Origin of the sequence: Flavobacterium sp. YO64 (assembly GCF_004119505.1) — a bacterium.
GTDB lineage: Bacteria > Bacteroidota > Bacteroidia > Flavobacteriales > Flavobacteriaceae > Flavobacterium > Flavobacterium oncorhynchi.
Genome location: NZ_NRQV01000002.1, coordinates 21,671 through 40,286, shown reverse-complemented (window position 1 = coordinate 40,286; position 18,616 = coordinate 21,671). Strand labels below are relative to the sequence as shown.

Sequence of the window (18,616 nt, the reverse complement as noted above, 5' to 3'; positions counted from 1 at the left end):
CTTTTTTTTTACCTGCTTTTTATAGAAGAGAAAATCATGTTAAAAATTTAGCTCAAGCCGCCACACCTCGAAAAAACTCCATATATTTGGGTTCAATTAAATGTATTAAAACTATGGCCTTCAATTCAAAAAATCCATTTTTAAGCAACAAGCGTTTTTCATCAAATGCAGTTTCAAGAGCTGAAGAAGTACACGAAGCAAAAATTATTGATTACAATCAGGAAATGACTTTGTCTGGTACTATTAATAAAACAGCAATTTTATTTTTAATATTATGCGCATCATCTATGATTACATGGTGGATGGCATTTAACGGGATGAATCCAATGCTGCCTGCAATTGGCGGTGCAATTGTTGGATTAATTTTAGTTATTATTTCTGCTTTTAAACCGCAAGCTTCTCCATACTTAGCTCCTGGATATGCTCTTTTTGAAGGTTTATTTATTGGAGGAATATCTGCAATTTTTGAATTACAATATCCGGGAATCGTTGTTAATGCGGTTGGTGCAACTCTTGTAACCTTTCTAGTTTGTTTAGGATTGTATAAATTCAGAATTGTTAAAGTTACAGAGCAATTCAAATCTGTTGTTGTTGCATCGACATTAGCAATCGCAACTTATTACTTAATTTCGTGGGTAGTTTCAATGTTTACAAGCTGGACTCCTGTGCATCATGGAAATTCTATGATGAGTATTGGAATTAGTGTTTTTGTAATTGTTATTGCTGCTTTAAATTTATTTTTAGATTTTGATCAAATTGAAAAAGGGGTACAACAAAGAATGCCAAAATATATGGAATGGTTTGGCGCAATGGGACTAATGATCACTTTAGTTTGGTTGTATGTTGAATTTTTAAGATTATTATCGAAACTATCTAGTAAAGACTAAATACTAGTTTTACCATACTCTAAAAGCCTTTTTGATTATCAAAAAGGCTTTTTTTTATGCGTATACATTTCAAAAAACAGAAGAATAGAATAACACAATTTCATTTTAGACGATACTCTATTTAATTTTAAGAGCAAAACAAATATCCATGTATCTCTTTTCCGCGTTCATCAATCCTTTTAATTTTTATTTTTCTTTATAAAAGTAATCTTTTTCTCTCTTTAACAAATTTGCCAAAAAAATTTAAAAAATTAAAAAAGAGACACCTCATAAAAATTTCAAGCAGCGCTTGTGTTTAAAAAAAAAGTAATAAAAATAAGACTTAACAAAGATTTTAGATATTATGTAATAAATTACAATTAATGCAATTTATTACATAATAAAAAACCAAAATACAAAAATTTTAAACTATATATTTTTTTAATGCTAAAAAAATAAGAATATCAAAATTTTATATATTTTTGTGCAATCGATTACAATTTACTATTGTTTGAGATAATTAAAACCACTTAATAACTATTAATAATTTTTTAACCCAAACTATTATGAAAAAAAACCTACTTTTCTTAACCGTTTTCCTTGTTACCGTCCAAATATGGGCACAGCAAGTTCAAATCACAGAAGCCTCTGGCTGGCTTGAAACCGCTTTTGTAAAATGGCAACCTGTCAGCGGTGCTCAGACCTACAATGTTTACTATTCTGGGAATGGTCTTACTGACCAAAAAATTGATGATCAATTGATCCGCAGCTACGGAACTTATTTTCGTGCAGACATTCCTGGTTTAAAAGCAGGAAGTTATACTGTAAAAGTTAAACCCGTAATTTCTGGAACCGAAGGCTCAGGTTCAACAACAAGCTCTCTAACTGTTTTGGCACAAGATCGAAACGGATTTGCATTTGAAAGCGGCAGAGTTCCCGGAGGATATAAAGCTGATGGAACACCAAAAGATAATGCTGTAATTCTATACATTACACAAAATACAAAAAACACCATTTTGATGAATATTACGGGGGCCAGCGCAAATCCGTGCGTTGGTTTACAAAATATTCTGTATGCCATCAAAAAAGGAAAAGACACTCGCCCGTTTATCATTAGATTAATTGGTAATATAACGGATATGACTGTTATGGAAGGCGGAGATGTTGTTATTGAAAATGCCAACAATGCTTCAAGTTACATCACTTTTGAAGGAATAGGAACAGATGCTGTAGCAAATGGATGGGGAGTTCGTCTAAAATCGGCTTCAAATGTTGAAGTTAATAATATTGGATTCATGAATTGCAACAGTACTGCCGGAGACAATATTGGAATGCAGCAGGATAATGATCATATTTGGGTTCACAACTGCGATTTATTCTACGGAAATGCAGGAAGCGATGCCGATCAAATAAAAGGTGACGGAGCATTAGACAATAAATCTTCAACATATATTACTTTATCCTACAATCACTTTTGGGACAACGGAAAAGCAAGTTTATTAGGGCTAAGCGAAGGAACCACAACTGGTTTATACATCACATATCACCACAATTGGTTTGACCATTCTGATTCACGTCATCCAAGAGTTCGTTATTATTCAGCTCACATCTATAATAATTATTACGACGGCGTTTCAAAATACGGCGCAGGATCAACTTTGGGTTCGTCCCTATTTGTAGAAGGAAATTATTACCGTAATAGTAAACACCCAATAATGACTTCGCTGCAAGGCTCTGATATTTGGGATGAAACGAATCAAGTGAATAATGCTGGAACAATGGGAACATTTTCTGGCGAAGCAGGAGGTTCTATCAAAGCTTTTAATAATACTTTTGATGCTTCAAACGGAACAAATAATATGCGATTTGTAGCTTATAATGATCCGAATCCTTTATACAATATTTCAGGAAAAATCAGCTCTGCTACAGATTTCGATGCCTATCTGGCAACTACAAGAGGCGAAACAGTAAGCAGCAGTGTAAAATCAAAATCTGGAGCAAATACGTACAATAACTTTGATACTGACGCTGCTTTATATGTAAAAAATCTTGTAACAGATCAACCTGCAGCGGCAAAAACAAAAGTAACGCAATATGCAGGACGTGTTTCTGGCGGAGATTTAAAATGGGTGTTTGACAATAGTGTAGATGATACTTCGTCTCTTGTTATTACAGCGCTAAAAACAACATTAACAAATTATACTGGCGCTTTAGTTGCAGTACAAGGCGAAGGAAATCCTCCTGCAAGTGCACAAACGCTAACCTCAACAACAAATAATAATCAAACGGTAACAAGCGGCACAGCGATTAGCAGTATTGTTTTTACATGGGGCGGAGACGCAACCGATGCAGCAGTTACAGGATTGCCTGCTTCTGGAATTAGTTTTGTAAAAAATGCAACCGCTAAAACTATAACCATTTCAGGAACCCCAACTGCAACAGTATCTTATTCAATTACTACTTCAGGAACTGGAACACCGGCAACGGGTTCAGGAACAATTACAGTTAATACAGCTGGAACACAAACATTGACATCGACTAATAATAATAGTCAGACTGTTAACAGTGGAACAGCCATAAATGCAATTGTATTTACTTGGGGCGGAACTGCAACTGACGCTGCTGTAACTGGATTACCAGCTTCTGGAATTAGTTTTGTAAAAAATACAACTGCTAAAACTATAACAATATCTGGGACACCTACTGCAACTCTATCCTATTCTATCACAACTGTTGGAACAGGAAATACTGTTACTAATTCAGGAACTATAACTGTAACGACAAGTACTCCAAGTGCAGATGAAATTCACAATTTTACTGCTTCAGGTAAAACAAGCAGTTTTTATACCATAACTGGAAATCTTTCGACGACAAAAGGCACTGTAACTTATAACAACTTGACATTAACACAGTGTTTAAAAATAGAATCTTCAACAAATATTTCTTTTACAACAGCTCAAGCCAGTACTTTAACGCTTGTATTAATTGAACCATCAGCTGTTATAAAAGTTGATAATGTAGACAGAACTGCTTCAAACGGAATTGTAACTGTTTCGCTGGCTGCCGGCAGTCATACGATTACGAAAAAAGATACGGCAAATCTTTTTTATATGAGTACTGCCTACAGCGGCTCAACAGCCAGAATTGTGCAGACTGAATCTATAACCGAAATAGCCGCAGAGACTGAAAGCACGCAAGCAATTTTATACCCAAATCCAACAACTGGCACTTTGTATTTATCAGATCCTAATTTGACTGTTGAAAAAATCCTTATTTATAATATAACAGGATTTCTTGTAAAAACGGTACAAAAAGGAAGCGAAAGCATCGATTTAAACGCTTTGAATACTGGAACTTATTTAGCTAAAATATACACAGCCGATGGTTCGTATAATCAAACGATTATTAAAAAATAATTTATAAAAGTAAAGGCTTCCAAATATTTGGAAGCCTTTTTTATTTTCATTCAAATTATAATTTATCTTTTTCTATTTCTAAATTCTTCTTGTTCGCTTACTTTATTAAACTCTCTAAAAAAGCTCTTGATAGTTTCTAAATTAAACATAACAAACAGAAACATTCCTATAAAAATGGTGATCCAACAATATAAAATTTTTACTGGTGAAATATCATTAGCTACAACATAAAATACGATCGTAGGCAAAATAGAAACCAATATTGTAAGCCCCAAAGACAACATAAGCGGACTTATAAAATAGCTGTTAACAGCGCCAAAACCAAGCTTTCTAATTATGAAAGCTGCAAATGTTAAAGTTACTAAACCAAACATTATACTTCCAAAACCATAAATAAGCACGGTGTCATTCAAGCTGTTAATTTCGTTCTCGTAACCAAAAAAAGTATTAAAGTTGAACTCCATCATATTTCTTATCTTCTGGTGTAACATCAAATAAAGTCTGCGTTTTATACCCAATTAGCTTAGCTAAAATAAAATTGGGGAACTCTTGGATTCCCACATTATATAAGTTTACACTATCGTTAAAAAACTCTCGTCGGTCAGCAATTTTATCCTCCATTTGAGAAACTCTTTTCTGCAATTCTAAAAAGTTACTATTTGATAATAGTGTTGGATAATTCTCAGAAACTGAAAAAATGCTTTTTAATGATTTCGAAAACTCGTTGGCATTATCAATCTTTTCTTCGACCGTTTTAGCATTCAAAAAATCTGTTCTTAATTTAGTCAAATTAGTAAGCATGGCCGTTTCATGTTCTGTAAATTTAGACACAATTTTCACCAATTCCGGCACTTCTTCTGCACGCTGCATCAAGATAACATCAATATTTCTAAATGCTTTTTCATTATTATTTTTCAGCATAACCAGCTTGTTATAAATTCTGATAAAAAAATTAAAAAATACAATGATTAGAATTATTCCGATAAGTAAGGCAATGTTTTGAACAGTCATATTTTCTTTAATTTAAAATAATATAGATAAGTATAAGTGAGATGAAAAACAAAACGGTTAAAAAAGAATCGAGCAGCGGTTTGTATTTATTTCTAAATGAAATACTCCTTGGAACTGCTATTCCAAAAATAGTATCTGCACTATCTTTTTTTATTATTACATTTCCATTATCTGAAGCCGCATAACCTATAAGAAGCATATAATCATCACTTTTCAGGTAGGTTTCAGTATATCTTGTTTTTCCTCCAAACTGATTGTCAATTCTATCAAAATAATACTCCAATCCTTCACCCTCTACCGTAACAGAACCAGTTTCATCTTTAATTTTAAATTTCCCTGTTTTTACTTCGCTGAAAATAGTTGAATATGTTGTTCTGCCGTCATCATCTCTTGGACTTTCTTTTTCTATTTTATACGAATAACCAATGCATGGTTTTTTGAAGTAAGGAGAAATTATAGGTTCGATTTCCTCCAAATCGCCTTCAATTTCAACTAAACCCATAGCAATTGCATCTATTTTTGATGTTGGTAAAATAGACTGCATTTTATAAAATTTGCTTTTACTGCTTGGAAAAAATATTGAACTAACAAGTATAAATCCAGGAATAATTAAAAACAGAAGCTTCAAATTCTCAGTTACAGCCAGCCCATAAAAAGCTCCAACAATACAAACTAAAACAAAGAATCCGAGAAATTTATCCCTTAATTTCGTTTTTGGAATATTATGAATCCTATTAAATTTTTCTCTATCTATCTTTTCTTGTTTACTGCTTTTAATCCCAGAATAAATCATTCCGATAATTCCGAATAGAAAAACGGAGGCGAATAAAAACAATATAACCGCAAATGGATATCCTGGATCAATTAAAAAACTTACGCCAACTGTAAGCGGGCATAAAACAAAAAACAACCAGTTAGGAAATTTCAAGTTATAAAGTCCCGAAAAAATTACGGTTTGAAATAAAGCAACACCCATACTAAAGAGCATTAAAAAAACAACCACTCCAGCATCGGCTTTGTTTTGAGTAAGAAATGCAAAAAATTCGTTCATATTTACAATGCTATAATTTGGATATTCTTTTCACGAATTCCTTAAAATACAATTTCAACTTCTTTAGAAAGCAGTTTTCTTAAGCGATTTCTTTCTAAATCTGAAATTGGATTATGGCTTAAATCAAGACCTATCAGTTTGTGCAATTTATTGATATCGTTTGGAATTTCACTAATTTCATTATGACTTAAAACTAAGAACTTCAAATTCTTAAACTGTAAAATCTCATCTGGAAACTTACTTAGTTTATTTTTTGATAAATCAAGTTCAATAACTAATTGCGGCTTTAACTTTGCCTCTGTCAAATCATAAAAAGTCGATCTTTCCTTTTTCTCATCTTCTTTATTTCTTACCAAGAAACCAAAACCAATTACACTTAATACAGAAACAAAAAAGATACACAAGAAAGCGACCCAAATGGGATCTTCGTTTTTTTCTGCTGTAAAAAGTCTCAAATAAATATAATATGCCATTCCGAAGAACAACACCAAAAACAAACCGATAAAGATTAAATACAGAAGATATTTAAAAAACGAAAGAATGATGTGTTTTAGTTTTGTTGTGTCTTTTGCAAACAATGAATAACCTATCAAAGCAAAAATAAAAAGCCAAAAAATAAGCAATCCGATTTTTGCTGCATCATTATCACTTTCGATAATTTTAAACGAGATAAAAGTGGGAAACATTAAACCAAACCAAACAATAAATCCAGCAATTCCGATAGAAAAACAGCCTAATTTATATTCACTCTTTGACGATCTAAGCCACAAATAAGCTATTAAAAAAGACAAAAGAGCAACTCCTATAAAAGCATATCCAAAAGGTGTAAGTCCAGCTAAAAAAAATAAAGGCATTTTATAGAATTATATATTACTCATTTATATCAAATACAAATCTAAATAAATTACTACAAATTCAATACAAAAAAACCGCTTCTTCCAAATATTGAAAAAAGCGGTTTTTTAAGACATCTTCTATTTTTATAAATCAAATTTAATTCCTTGCGCCAATGGCAGACTAGTTGTATAATTGATCGTATTGGTTTGACGACGCATATAAATTTTCCAAGCATCAGAGCCAGATTCACGACCACCGCCTGTTTCCTTTTCACCGCCAAAAGCACCGCCAATTTCAGCACCCGAAGTCCCAATATTTACATTTGCAATTCCACAGTCAGAACCTACAACCGATAAAAATCTTTCTGCTTCGCGCAAATTATTAGTCATAATTGCTGATGATAATCCTTGTGCAACACCATTTTGAATTTCGATTGCCGCATCAACATCTCCAGAATATTTAATTAAATATAAAACTGGAGCAAAAGTTTCGTGCTGTACAATTTCAAATGAATTTTTAGCTTCGGCAATTGCGGGCTTAACATAACAGCCGCTTTCGTAACCTTCGCCTGAAAGTACTCCGCCTTCAACAAGAATTTTTCCACCTTCAGCAACTACTTTATTTAAGGCAAGTGCATACATTTCTACAGCATGCAAATCGATAAGCGGTCCAACATGATTATTTTCGTCAAGCGGATTTCCAATTCGCAACTGTTTGTAAGCCGTTACCAATGCATCTTTTACTTTATCATAAATGCTCTCGTGAATAATCAATCTTCGAGTTGATGTACAACGTTGTCCAGCAGTTCCAACAGCACCAAAAACAGCACCAATAACCGTCATTTTAATATCCGCATCTGGAGTTACAATAATAGCGTTGTTTCCTCCTAGTTCTAACAATGATTTCCCTAAACGACCAGCAACAGTCTGCGCTACAATTTTTCCCATTCTTGTAGAACCAGTTGCTGATACCAGCGGAATACGAACGTCTTTTGTCATCAACTCTCCTATTTTGTAATCTCCATTTATCAAACAAGAAATTCCTTCTGGAAGATTATTCTCTTTAATAACTTGAGCAATTATATTTTGGCAGGCAATACCACAAAGCGGCGTTTTCTCTGAAGGTTTCCAAACGCAAACATCACCAGAAATCCAAGCCAAAGCCGTATTCCAAGACCAAACTGCAACTGGAAAATTAAACGCAGAAATAATTCCCACAACTCCCAATGAATGATATTGTTCGTACATACGGTGTCCAGGTCTTTCAGAATGCATCGTTAAGCCATGTAACTGGCGTGATAATCCAACTGCAAAATCACAGATGTCGATCATTTCCTGAACTTCTCCGTAACCTTCTTGCAAAGATTTTCCCATTTCGTATGAAACCAATTTACCAAGAGCCTCTTTATTTTCACGCAATTTCTGTCCAAACTGGCGCACAATTTCTCCACGCTGCGGTGCAGGAATTAAACGAAATGTCTTGAAAGCTTCAGTTGCAGATTGCATTACTTTTTCATAATCTTCAATAGTAGAAGTCTTTACAGATGCAATTAATTTTCCGTCAACAGGAGAAAAACTATCCAAAATCTCACCCGATGAGAAATTTTCTATTCCTGTAGAAGTTCCTTCATTTACTTGTTTTATTCCTAGCTTTTCAAGCGCTTCATTTATGCCAAATTGTGATGCTATTGTTGTCATTGTAACTTTTTTAGTTAAAATTGTTGTATTAATGCGTAAAGATATTGTTTTAAAATTACTTTCTAATAAATCAGAATAGTTAAAATCAGAGTAAATTTAAAGCTATTTAATAGTAATAACAGAATCAAAGCCTGCTTTATTCAGTAAATTTGATGAAATTTGCTTTTCTAAAATAAAAAACATGAATCTCTTTAAACGACTTCTACTCTGCTTTATATTAGTTACACTAAATGCCTTTTCTCAAAAAGATCAAAAATCTTCATTTCAAGTCGTTCCATTGGGTGTAAAAGGCGGAATTGACGAAAAAAATCTTTCTGCCTATTTGCTTGCTCCCGTACACACAAACGACTATATCTCTCTAGATGCAGGAACGATAAATGCAGGAATTGAAGTTGCCATAAAAAATAAAGTTTTTAAAATTTCAACCAGTGAAGTTTTGCGAAAATATATAAAGGGATATTTTATTTCGCATGCCCATTTAGATCACGTTTCTGGCTTAATCATAAATTCGCCTGCAGATTCTTCTAAGACGGTTTATGCTACTGAAAAATGTATGGAAATGATGGAAAATCATTATTTCAACGATCAAACTTGGGCAAATTTTGGAGATAAAGGCCCTGGAACTCCTTTGAAAAAATACCACTTTGAGACTTTAAAAACCAACCTTGAAACGCCGATTACGAACACTCAAATGACGGTAAAAGCTTTTCCGTTAAGTCACGTAAATCCGTTTGAGAGCACTGCATTTTTAATAAAAAATGGAGATTCGTACGTTTTGTATTTAGGGGATACAGGACCTGACGCAGTTGAAAAAAGTGATAATCTTAAAAATTTATGGACAGCAGTTGCTCCTCTTGTCCAAAATAAACAATTGAAAGGAATTTTTATTGAAGTTTCTTTTCCAAACGAACAGCCTGATCAATTTTTGTTTGGTCATTTAACGCCCAATTATCTAACGAAAGAACTTCATGTTTTAGAAGAATTAGCAGGAAAAGGAAGTTTAAAAAATTTCAACATTATCATTACACATTTGAAACCGCCGACTAAGAATATTGTGAAACTAAAAGAGCAAATTAAAAATCAAAATGATTTAGGAGCGAAGATTATTTATCCTGAACAAGGGAAGAGATTTGAACTATAATTTTTTGCCACAGATTAAATGAATTTTAAAATATAACCTTGTCATATATTCCAAACCCGACTCGTTTTTAAAACTTGTCGGGTTTGATATTTTATTCAATTAATAATTTATTTTTTTGCCGTAAATCTCGGATCAGTTTCCATTACGGTGCCGCATTTATCACAAGTTCTTAATTCTTCAGAATTGTAAAAATGCTCGAAGTGCGGAAGAAAGTCTTTCTCAATATTATGGAGTTCAAAAAACACTTCATATAATTTATGATTGCAGTTATCACAATGCCATAACAATCCATCTGTATATCCTTTTCCTGCACGTTTGCGCTCAATTACTAAACCTATTGAACCTTCAGAACGAACTGGAGAATGTGGAATTTTAGCGGGATGAAGATACATATCGCCTGCATTCAGCTCCATTTCCTTGCGCTCGCCATCTTCTTGAATTACCACTTTTATACTGCCTTCTAACTGATAAAAAAGCTCTTCGGTTTCATTATAATGATAGTCTTTTCTTGCATTTGGCCCTGCAACTATCATTACGATATAGTCGCCTGAATCTACATAAAGGTTTTTATTTCCAACTGGCGGCTTTAATAATTGTCTGTTTTCTTCAATCCATTTAGTAAGATTGAACGGTTTTGCTATGGCCATTTTATAAATTTTTATGAGAAGCTAAGATAATGAAATTGTAGAGATGCTCTGCAAAGTTTGCCTTTACAATTTTTCTTTAATCAAATAAATATAAACTGGAAAATGATCACTAAAACCTGCTTGTTCTAGTGTATTCCGTAACGGATATCCTTTATACTTTCCAGAGGTTTGAATTAGATAAGGTTTATTAAAAATTCCTGCTTTCCAAAATTTGAATGTAGAAAAACCTGAATTTATTAATGAACCAGTGATCATAATTTGATCAAAAATATCCCATGAATCTCTAAAAGCCAAAGTTCCCATTCCTTTCTCAGCCATTTCTTCAAATGGATTAAAAATACCATATTCTGGGACTTCTGTCTTTTTTGCCTTTGCTCCTAAAGCTGTCTTGATACTTTTATTTAAAGGGCCATCGTTTAAATCTCCCATTGTAATTACTTTCGCATTTGGATTTATTTGCTGCAATGAATCAATAATCTTACGGTTTAATCTTCCCGCTGCTTCACGAAATATACTGCTTGCTTTTTCTCCTCCTGATCTCGAAGGCCAATGATTAACAATAATATGAATCTCTTCCTCTTCAAGAAAACCAGTAATTAAAAGCTGATCTCTTGTAAAAATTCTGTTTTTTATTTCAGTTTTAGCTTCTACATCTCCTAAATCTTCATTTTTATCTTCCTGAATAGCTGCTTTCTTTTTATAGATCAATAACGGAATATTGGCAAATGATGTTGGTCTAAAATATTTCTTTTGATACAAAAGCGCAACGTCAATACCACGTTGGTCAGGCGAATCAAAATGGATAATTCCATAATCAAATCCAGCTATTTTTTCCTGTTTTACCAAATCTTCAAGTACACCTCTATTTTCAACTTCAGAGCATCCTAATAAAATAGGTGCATTAGAATTTTCTGGAGTGCCTATTTCAGAAATGACCTTCGATAAGTTTTTTAGTTTTTGATCGTACTTTTCTTTTGTCCAATGCTGAGCACCATTAGGTGTCCATTCATCATCATTTATACTTACATCATTATAAATATCAAAAAGATTTTCAAAATTGTAAAAAGCAACCGCATGTATATTATATTTTTTTGATTGAGCTTTTGAAATAAAAATTACAAAAAAAGCGAGTAAAAAAAAGTGAAGTTTAATAATTTGCATAACTTTAAAAATTAAAGAGCCAATTTAAATAAAATGTAGGAAATTTCAATATTTTGATTTTGAATAATTATTATATTTGTTAATTCTATAACTAAAAAAAACCGCAGAAGAATTATGAAAAGCCAGTCCGCAATCTTAAAATATTTTAACTACACTAAACTGGCATTTCTTATTTTTGCTTTACAATCATTTACCTGTCAATCTCAACAAAACATGATAACACCGCCTTATTTACAAAAAGGAGATACTGTCGCACTTTTGGCAACAGCTCGAAAAAACATCGATGATAATTTAAAACCAACCATAGATTTATTGCACAGCTGGGGTTTAGAAGCCGTAATAGGCTCAACAATCGGTCTTGATTTTAATCAGCTTGCGGGTACAGATGAACAGCGTGCGGCCGATTTTCAAAAACAATTAGACAATCCAAACATTAAAGCAATTTGGTGTGTTCGCGGTGGTTATGGAACCGTTCGAATGCTTGATTTGTTAGATTTTACAAAATTCAAACAACATCCAAAATGGGTTATTGGCTTTAGTGATGTTACTGTTTTGCATAACCATTTAAATACAATGGGTTATAAATCGATACATGGTATTATGCCTGTTACGGTAGCTCGAGCAACTCCGGCGGCAGTCAATTCGATGAAAGCCAGTTTGTTTGGTGAACCGCTTTCATATACAATTGGTCCAGATAAAATGAATCGTTTTGGTAAAGCAACCGGCGAATTGGTTGGCGGTAATTTATCTATTCTTTACAGCTTATTAGGTTCGCAATCGGCAATTGATTGTAAGGATAAAATTTTATTTATTGAAGATCTAGATGAATACCTATATCATATTGACCGAATGATGATGAATTTGCGACGTAATGGCTGCATCGAAAATCTAAAAGGGATTATGATTGGCGGAATGACCAAAATGAAAGATAATGAAGTGCCATGGGGCAAAAATGCTCTAGAAATTATTGATGATGTAACCAAAAAATACAATATCCCAGTAATCTTCAATTTCCCAGCTGGACACATTCAGGATAATAGAGCTTTGATTATGGGAAGTACAATTTCTATCGATGTCAATGCAGCTGGAAGTACTGTTACTTTTCTGAAATAGCAGTATTTCATACTCAATAAATACCACATAAAATCTCGCAAAGACGCGAAGTTGCAAAGCATAATTAAAACTTTGCAACTTCGCGTCTTTGCGTGCAAAAAACTTTTATTAACATTCGACAACCTAAAACAAAAAAACATGGCAGAACATAATGAACTTGGCAAAAAAGGAGAAGATCTTGCCGTGGCATATCTTGAAGAAAATGGTTATAAAATATTAGAACGAAACTGGACTTTTCAAAAAGCAGAAATAGATATTATTGCCCAAAAAGAAAATATTTTAGCAGTTGTAGAAGTGAAAACTAGATCAAGCTTAGATTTTGGATCTCCGCAAGATTTTGTTAAGCCAAAAAAAATTCAACTCCTGGTAAAAGCAGTAAATGCCTACATAAACGATAGGGAAAAGGATTTTAAAAATGACTTAAACATTCGTTTTGACATCGCCGCAATCCATAAAACGCAGGAAACATTTGCAATTGAACATTTTACGGATGCTTTTTATCACTTTTAACATATTTTTTTATTGTTATAATTCTAACAAATTGTTTTTTTATTTATCTTTGTAGAGATTTATAACATAAATTAACTAAACCAACCCAATTAAGTTACAAAAAAAAGAAAAAAAATTATGAAAACCGTTTCTTCAATCGTCGAAAATTACATTAAAACAAAACCCTTTTTATTGAATGCGTTATCGCTTGGAATTATCAATTTAACATCTCTTTCTCGGAACATCATGACGGAACTGGAAAGTGAATTTGGTAAGGAAGTAAAACAAGGTGCTGTTGTAATGTCGCTGAAACGATTGACTGAAGAATTGGATTTTAAATTAAATCATAAGATCAATAAAGTCATTAAAAACATTGGCGAAATTACCGTAAGATCTGAATTGACAGATTACACTTTTGCGGCTTCAGAAACTGTTTTAAACAAACAAGCTGATTTAATTTCTGACATTAATGCTTTATCTGATATTTTTTATACTTCGTCTCGTGGTGTAAATGAAACTAATATTGTAGTGAGCAGCAGTGTAAATCATTTAGTTGAGAAACACTTTATGCGCGAAAAATTAATTCAGAAATTAGACAATCTAGCTTCTATTACGGTAAAATTACCAAAAGAAAACATTGTAGTTCCTGGTATTTATTATTTCATCTTTCAGCGTTTGGCTTGGGAAGGAATAATCATAAACGAGGTAATTTCTACTTCAAATGAATTTACTATTTTAGTTGGTGAAGATCAAGTTGATGTTGCTTTTAAAGTAATTAAAGACTTGAAAAACTAGATATAAGTTAATCGTTTTAACTAAAGAATGGTAGTATGAAAAGTTCATACTACCATTTTATTTTTGCCACGAATTTCACGAATTAAATTTGTGGAAATTCGTGAAATTCGTAGCAGCTTTATTTTTATTCTCCCAGCATTTCCATCAATTCCAAAGCTCTTTTAGTCGATTTTACATTGTCAAAAGTCAATAAAAGTCGTAAGCCATTTGGCGTTTGTTTCTCTTTCATTTGGCAAAGGTTGCTATGCGTTTGTACAAATTTTATCACTTTATGAAAACGCTTTGATTGATAATAATCTGATTGTTGATCAGAAACAAAGTAGCCAATCATTTTGCCTTTTTTCATTACCAATTTTTCAATTCCTACTGCAGTAGCAATCCATTTGATGCGAATACTATTCATCAATGCATTCGCACGCGGCGGCAACGGACCGAAACGGTCAATTAATTTGTTTTGAAAAACAATTAATTCTTCTTCGTTTTTCACAGAACCCAATTCATTATACAAACTCAAACGTTCGGTAACATTATTGATATATTCATCAGAAAACAACAACTCAAAATCGGTATCGATTTGTAGATCTTTTACGTATTCTTTCGTTTCAATATCGTTCTCTTCAGGATATAAATCTTTGAATTCGTTTTCTTTTAATTCTTCAATAGCTTCGTTCATGATTTTTTGGTACGTATCAAAACCAATTTCATTAATGAAACCGCTTTGTTCTCCTCCCAATAAATCTCCTGCTCCACGAATTTCAAGATCTTTCATTGCAATATTGAAACCGCTTCCAAGTTCGCTAAATTGTTCCAAAGCCTGAATACGTTTTCTAGCGTCTTCGGTCATAGAAGAATACGGCGGACAAATGAAATAACAGAATGCTTTTTTATTGCTTCGACCAACACGGCCGCGCATTTGATGCAAATCTGATAAACCAAAATTGTTGGCATTATTGATGAAAATTGTATTGGCATTTGGTACGTCTAATCCACTTTCGATAATTGTGGTTGCCACCAAAACATCAAAATCACCGTTCATGAAGCCTAACATTAATTCCTCAAGTTTAGCACCGTCCATTTGTCCGTGACCAATCCCGACTCTTGCATTTGGAACCAAACGCTGAATCATTCCTGCAACTTCTTTTATGTTTTCAATTCTATTATTGATGAAAAAAACCTGTCCGTTTCGCTGAATTTCATACGAAATTGCATCACGAATAATTTCTTCATTAAAACCAACTACATTCGTTTCAATAGGATATCTATTAGGCGGAGGCGTTGTAATTACCGATAAATCACGCGCTGCCATTAATGAAAACTGAAGCGTTCTCGGAATTGGCGTTGCTGTCAAAGTCAAAGTATCAACATTTGCAGCAATGGTTTTTAATTTATCTTTTACGTTAACGCCAAACTTTTGTTCCTCATCGACAATCAATAATCCTAAATCTTTAAAAACTACATTTTTATTGACTAATTGATGTGTTCCAATTACAATATCCAATTTTCCTTCGGCTAAATCTTTTAGCGTCTGTGTCTTTTGTTTTGCCGTTCTAAATCTATTCAAATAGCCAATTGTAACGGGCATATCTTTTAATCGTTCCGTAAAAGTTCTATAATGCTGATAAGCCAAAATAGTAGTCGGAACTAAAACTGCAACTTGTTTACTATTGTCTACAGCTTTAAAAGCAGCACGAATTGCAACTTCCGTTTTTCCGAAACCAACGTCACCGCAAACCAATCGATCCATTGGGCGATCGCTTTCCATATCGGCTTTTACTTCTTGCGTAGATTTAGTTTGATCGGGCGTATCTTCATAAATAAACGAACTTTCTAATTCGTTTTGCAAGTAACTATCCGGCGCAAACTGAAAACCTTTTTCTAATCTTCGTTTTGCATATAGCTGAATTAAGTTGAATGCAATATGTTTAACACGGGCTTTGGTTTTTTGTTTTAAAACTTTCCAAGCGTTCGATCCAAGTTTATAGATTTTCGGTGGAGTTCCGTCTTTTCCGTTGTATTTAGAAATTTTATGAAGCGAGTGAATGCTTACATAAACAATATCATTATCAGCATAAACCAATTTTATGGCTTCCTGCGTTTTACCTTCAACTTGAATCTTCTGCAAGCCGCCAAACTTTCCAATTCCGTGATCGATGTGCGTAACATAATCACCAACAGAAAGTGCCGTTAATTCTTTTAGCGTAATATTCTGCTTTTTCGAATAGCCGTTTTTAATGTTGAATTTATGATAACGCTCAAAAATCTGGTGATCTGTGTAAGCAGTTATTTGATTCTCTTCATCGATAAAACCTTGGTATAAAGGCAGTACAATTGTATTATATTGCTTTCGAATATTCTCTGAATTGGCTTCATCTAACGATTCAAAAATATCGTGAAAACGTTTTGCCTGTGTTTCGTTTGAACAGAATAAATAATTTTTATATCCATTAAAATGATTGTCGCTCAGATTGTTCAGCAATAAATCAAATTGTTTATTGAAAGATGGCTGCGGCTGAAAATGAAATTCGAACTTTTTAGTTGTCTTGAAAATTGGTTTTGAAGCCAATTCGACAATCGAAAAATCTAAAGCCCGCTTGATAAACGAAGCTTGATTTAAGAATAGTTTTTCTGGTTCGGCGTGTTTTATTTCTTTCGACAATTTCTCAAAAGCTTCTTCTGCTCTTGCAAATTGTTTGTCTAACTGACTAAAAAGTCCATCAGTATTTTGAATGAAAAGAACAGTCTTTTCGGCAATATAGTCTAAAAAGCTTTCGCGATTTTCCTGAAATATCTTGTTTTCGACATTCGGGATAATGGTGATTTTTTTATGTGTTTCGACAGATAACTGAGTTTCTACATCAAAACTTCTGATACTGTCTACTTCGTTTCCAAAAAACTCTATTCTGTACGGATGATCGTTTGAGAAAGAAAAGACATCAACAATTCCTCCACGAACCGAAAATTCTCCAGGTTCTGTAATAAAATCAACTCTTTTAAATTCATATTCAAACAAAACTTCATTGATAAAATCAATCGAAATTTTATCGTTTAAAGCTACTTTTAAAGTGTTTTTATCAAGTTCTCTTCTCGTAACTACTTTTTCAAAAAGCGCTTCTGGATAAGTAACAATTATTGCTGGTTTTTTTCGAGAATTGATTCGGTTTAAAACCTCAGCTCGAAGTAAAACATTCGCATTATCTGTTTCCTCAATATGGTACGGACGACGGAATGAAGCGGGATAAAATAAAACATCCTGCTCGCCGATCATCTGCTCTAAATCATTCAAATAATAAGCTGCTTCTTCTTTGTTGTCTAAAACAAGCAAAAAAGGCAATTCTGTTTTTTTAAAGACAGAGCGAATTATAAACGAAACCGCAGACCCTAACAATCCACTAAGGTTCATTTTTACCTGATTTCCCTCCAGTAAACTTGTGGCAATCTGCTGTGCTTTTGGCAAATTGTCATAGGTAGTATATAAAGCGTTTTTACTCAACTTTTGGTGCGTTTTGATCAATGTTTTGTATTGGTGACAGAGGTGCGCTTGAACTTGGAATGGCACGCGTCGTATCTAACATTTTTAGAAAATCCTCTTCTCCTTCTTCTTTTGGAATTTTATTTTTCTCAACAATTTTATCCATTTGTCTTTCTAAAGAAACTAATTCTTTATTAATCTCTCCGATTAAAAAAGCGACTTTATCATCTGGTATTTTACTCAAATGAATAAACAAATCCAACATTCTAACTTTTGTAATTAAAATTGAGATTCGGCTTCTTATTTGAGGCAGATTAAATTCAGCAGGAATATTATTGTTTAAAGCCATTGCTTTTTTTGAAATGGCAGTAGATTTTTTCTGAAATGCGCCAATAGTTTTTCTTGGCTTATCTCCAATCTCTTTCATAAAATCACGCCATTCTGTCCACGCTCTTACATTTTGTTCCGAAATTTCATTGATTGGTTCATCAATAAAAATCCATGCTTTATTGATGTTATTAAAAATTTTTTCATTCTTTTTAGCTTCTTTTGCATTTTCAGCTTGACGCTTTTCGTCTTGGTTTTGGCAAGATTGAAGCACTAAAATCAAAAGCAGAAATACTGCTATTTTATATTTCATTTCATAAAATGTTAGATCGCAAAGTTACAAAGTAAATTTACAATTACGAATTCTGATTTTTGCTAAAGATTCTATAAATCAAGGTTATTTTTTTATCATCGATTTTAAGTGATAAACTCATTTTTTACAGGATTTATTATCCAAAAAAAGCCTTTAAAAAAACACTCAAAAAGCACAAAGGCACATTTCTTAAACAGAGAATTATCCAACAAACAAACTTTTTTGTTATTGAATTTATAAATTATGATTCTAAAAAACGTACGTAATTACGAAAACGTTATAT

Annotated in this window: 15 protein-coding genes; 6 read left to right on the top strand and 9 right to left on the bottom strand. The window is 32.9% G+C overall.

Going from position 1 to position 18,616, the window contains the following annotated elements:
* The first annotated feature begins 113 nt into the window (after window positions 1-113).
* A complete protein-coding gene (locus tag BOW57_RS01515; RefSeq protein WP_129052803.1) occupies window positions 114-887 on the top strand; it encodes a Bax inhibitor-1/YccA family protein in 774 nt (257 codons plus the stop codon).
* Window positions 888-1,432: 545 nt separating this feature from the next.
* A complete protein-coding gene (locus BOW57_RS01510) occupies window positions 1,433-4,282 on the top strand; it encodes a T9SS type A sorting domain-containing protein (protein WP_129052802.1) in 2,850 nt (949 codons plus the stop codon).
* Window positions 4,283-4,344: 62 nt separating this feature from the next.
* On the opposite strand, the gene BOW57_RS01505 is transcribed toward BOW57_RS01510, so the two are convergent.
* The 5 genes from BOW57_RS01505 to BOW57_RS01485 form a co-directional block, all read right to left on the bottom strand.
* Window positions 4,345-4,749 (bottom strand): hypothetical protein, encoded by a 405-nt coding sequence (locus BOW57_RS01505; protein ID WP_129052801.1) that lies wholly within the window; start codon window positions 4,747-4,749, stop codon window positions 4,345-4,347.
* Entirely contained in the window at window positions 4,730-5,203 is a 474-nt protein-coding gene (locus tag BOW57_RS01500) for a LemA family protein (RefSeq protein ID WP_233206943.1), read from the bottom strand. Before BOW57_RS01500 ends, BOW57_RS01505 begins: the two co-directional genes overlap by 20 nt.
* 97 nt (window positions 5,204-5,300) lie before the next feature.
* Complete coding sequence (locus BOW57_RS01495; RefSeq protein WP_129052800.1) at window positions 5,301-6,344, bottom strand: hypothetical protein; 1,044 nt, start codon at window positions 6,342-6,344, stop codon at window positions 5,301-5,303.
* Between the two features lie 41 nt (window positions 6,345-6,385).
* Entirely contained in the window at window positions 6,386-7,198 is an 813-nt protein-coding gene (locus BOW57_RS01490) for a leucine-rich repeat domain-containing protein (RefSeq protein ID WP_129052799.1), read from the bottom strand.
* A gap of 126 nt (window positions 7,199-7,324) precedes the next feature.
* Window positions 7,325-8,878, bottom strand: a complete 1,554-nt coding sequence (locus BOW57_RS01485; RefSeq protein WP_129052798.1) for an aldehyde dehydrogenase family protein — start codon at window positions 8,876-8,878, stop codon at window positions 7,325-7,327.
* Window positions 8,879-9,059: 181 nt separating this feature from the next.
* Between BOW57_RS01485 and BOW57_RS01480 the strand changes: the two genes are divergently transcribed.
* Window positions 9,060-10,019, top strand: coding sequence for an MBL fold metallo-hydrolase (locus BOW57_RS01480; protein ID WP_129052797.1), 960 nt, complete (start codon window positions 9,060-9,062; stop codon window positions 10,017-10,019).
* Between the two features lie 107 nt (window positions 10,020-10,126).
* On the opposite strand, the gene BOW57_RS01475 is transcribed toward BOW57_RS01480, so the two are convergent.
* On the bottom strand, window positions 10,127-10,666 hold the full coding sequence (locus tag BOW57_RS01475) for a 3-hydroxyanthranilate 3,4-dioxygenase (protein ID WP_129023455.1): 540 nt from the start codon (window positions 10,664-10,666) through the stop codon (window positions 10,127-10,129).
* A 63-nt stretch (window positions 10,667-10,729) separates the two neighbouring features.
* Window positions 10,730-11,827, bottom strand: coding sequence for an endonuclease/exonuclease/phosphatase family protein (locus BOW57_RS01470; RefSeq protein WP_129052796.1), 1,098 nt, complete (start codon window positions 11,825-11,827; stop codon window positions 10,730-10,732).
* Between the two features lie 213 nt (window positions 11,828-12,040).
* Here BOW57_RS01470 and BOW57_RS01465 point away from each other — a divergent pair, with 213 nt between their 5' ends.
* The 3 genes from BOW57_RS01465 (at window position 12,041) to BOW57_RS01455 (ending at window position 14,224) form a co-directional block, all read left to right on the top strand.
* The gene (locus tag BOW57_RS01465; RefSeq protein ID WP_129052950.1) at window positions 12,041-12,940 is read left to right on the top strand and encodes an LD-carboxypeptidase; all 900 of its coding nucleotides are present in this window, start codon (window positions 12,041-12,043) and stop codon (window positions 12,938-12,940) included.
* A 138-nt stretch (window positions 12,941-13,078) separates the two neighbouring features.
* On the top strand, window positions 13,079-13,450 hold the full coding sequence (locus BOW57_RS01460; protein ID WP_129052795.1) for a YraN family protein: 372 nt from the start codon (window positions 13,079-13,081) through the stop codon (window positions 13,448-13,450).
* 117 nt (window positions 13,451-13,567) lie between these two features.
* Window positions 13,568-14,224 (top strand): hypothetical protein, encoded by a 657-nt coding sequence (locus BOW57_RS01455; protein ID WP_008466087.1) that lies wholly within the window; start codon window positions 13,568-13,570, stop codon window positions 14,222-14,224.
* Window positions 14,225-14,348: 124 nt separating this feature from the next.
* Here BOW57_RS01455 and mfd read toward each other — a convergent pair whose 3' ends face one another.
* Window positions 14,349-17,714 carry a transcription-repair coupling factor gene (gene mfd / locus BOW57_RS01450; protein ID WP_129052794.1) on the bottom strand — a complete coding sequence of 1,122 codons (3,366 nt, stop codon included), beginning with the start codon at window positions 17,712-17,714 and terminating at the stop codon, window positions 14,349-14,351.
* On the bottom strand, window positions 17,707-18,333 hold the full coding sequence (locus BOW57_RS01445; protein WP_089053670.1) for a hypothetical protein: 627 nt from the start codon (window positions 18,331-18,333) through the stop codon (window positions 17,707-17,709). The genes mfd and BOW57_RS01445 overlap by 8 nt, the downstream gene beginning before the upstream one ends.
* Window positions 18,334-18,616 lie beyond the last annotated feature (283 nt).

Excerpts from the sequence above, each read along its gene's own strand:
- BOW57_RS01465 (WP_129052950.1), top strand. The coding sequence starts at position 12,041 with ATGATAACACCGCCTTATTTACAAAAAGGAGATACTGTCGCACTTTTG.
- BOW57_RS01495 (WP_129052800.1), bottom strand. The coding sequence starts at position 6,344 with ATGAACGAATTTTTTGCATTTCTTACTCAAAACAAAGCCGATGCTGGA.
- BOW57_RS01490 (WP_129052799.1), bottom strand. The coding sequence starts at position 7,198 with ATGCCTTTATTTTTTTTAGCTGGACTTACACCTTTTGGATATGCTTTT.
- BOW57_RS01475 (WP_129023455.1), bottom strand. The coding sequence starts at position 10,666 with ATGGCCATAGCAAAACCGTTCAATCTTACTAAATGGATTGAAGAAAAC.
- BOW57_RS01515 (WP_129052803.1), top strand. The coding sequence starts at position 114 with ATGGCCTTCAATTCAAAAAATCCATTTTTAAGCAACAAGCGTTTTTCA.
- BOW57_RS01510 (WP_129052802.1), top strand. The coding sequence starts at position 1,433 with ATGAAAAAAAACCTACTTTTCTTAACCGTTTTCCTTGTTACCGTCCAA.
- BOW57_RS01485 (WP_129052798.1), bottom strand. The coding sequence starts at position 8,878 with ATGACAACAATAGCATCACAATTTGGCATAAATGAAGCGCTTGAAAAG.
- BOW57_RS01460 (WP_129052795.1), top strand. The coding sequence starts at position 13,079 with ATGGCAGAACATAATGAACTTGGCAAAAAAGGAGAAGATCTTGCCGTG.
- BOW57_RS01505 (WP_129052801.1), bottom strand. The coding sequence starts at position 4,749 with ATGATGGAGTTCAACTTTAATACTTTTTTTGGTTACGAGAACGAAATT.
- BOW57_RS01480 (WP_129052797.1), top strand. The coding sequence starts at position 9,060 with ATGAATCTCTTTAAACGACTTCTACTCTGCTTTATATTAGTTACACTA.
- BOW57_RS01470 (WP_129052796.1), bottom strand. The coding sequence starts at position 11,827 with ATGCAAATTATTAAACTTCACTTTTTTTTACTCGCTTTTTTTGTAATT.
- BOW57_RS01500 (WP_233206943.1), bottom strand. The coding sequence starts at position 5,203 with ATGCTGAAAAATAATAATGAAAAAGCATTTAGAAATATTGATGTTATC.
- BOW57_RS01455 (WP_008466087.1), top strand. The coding sequence starts at position 13,568 with ATGAAAACCGTTTCTTCAATCGTCGAAAATTACATTAAAACAAAACCC.
- BOW57_RS01445 (WP_089053670.1), bottom strand. The coding sequence starts at position 18,333 with ATGAAATATAAAATAGCAGTATTTCTGCTTTTGATTTTAGTGCTTCAA.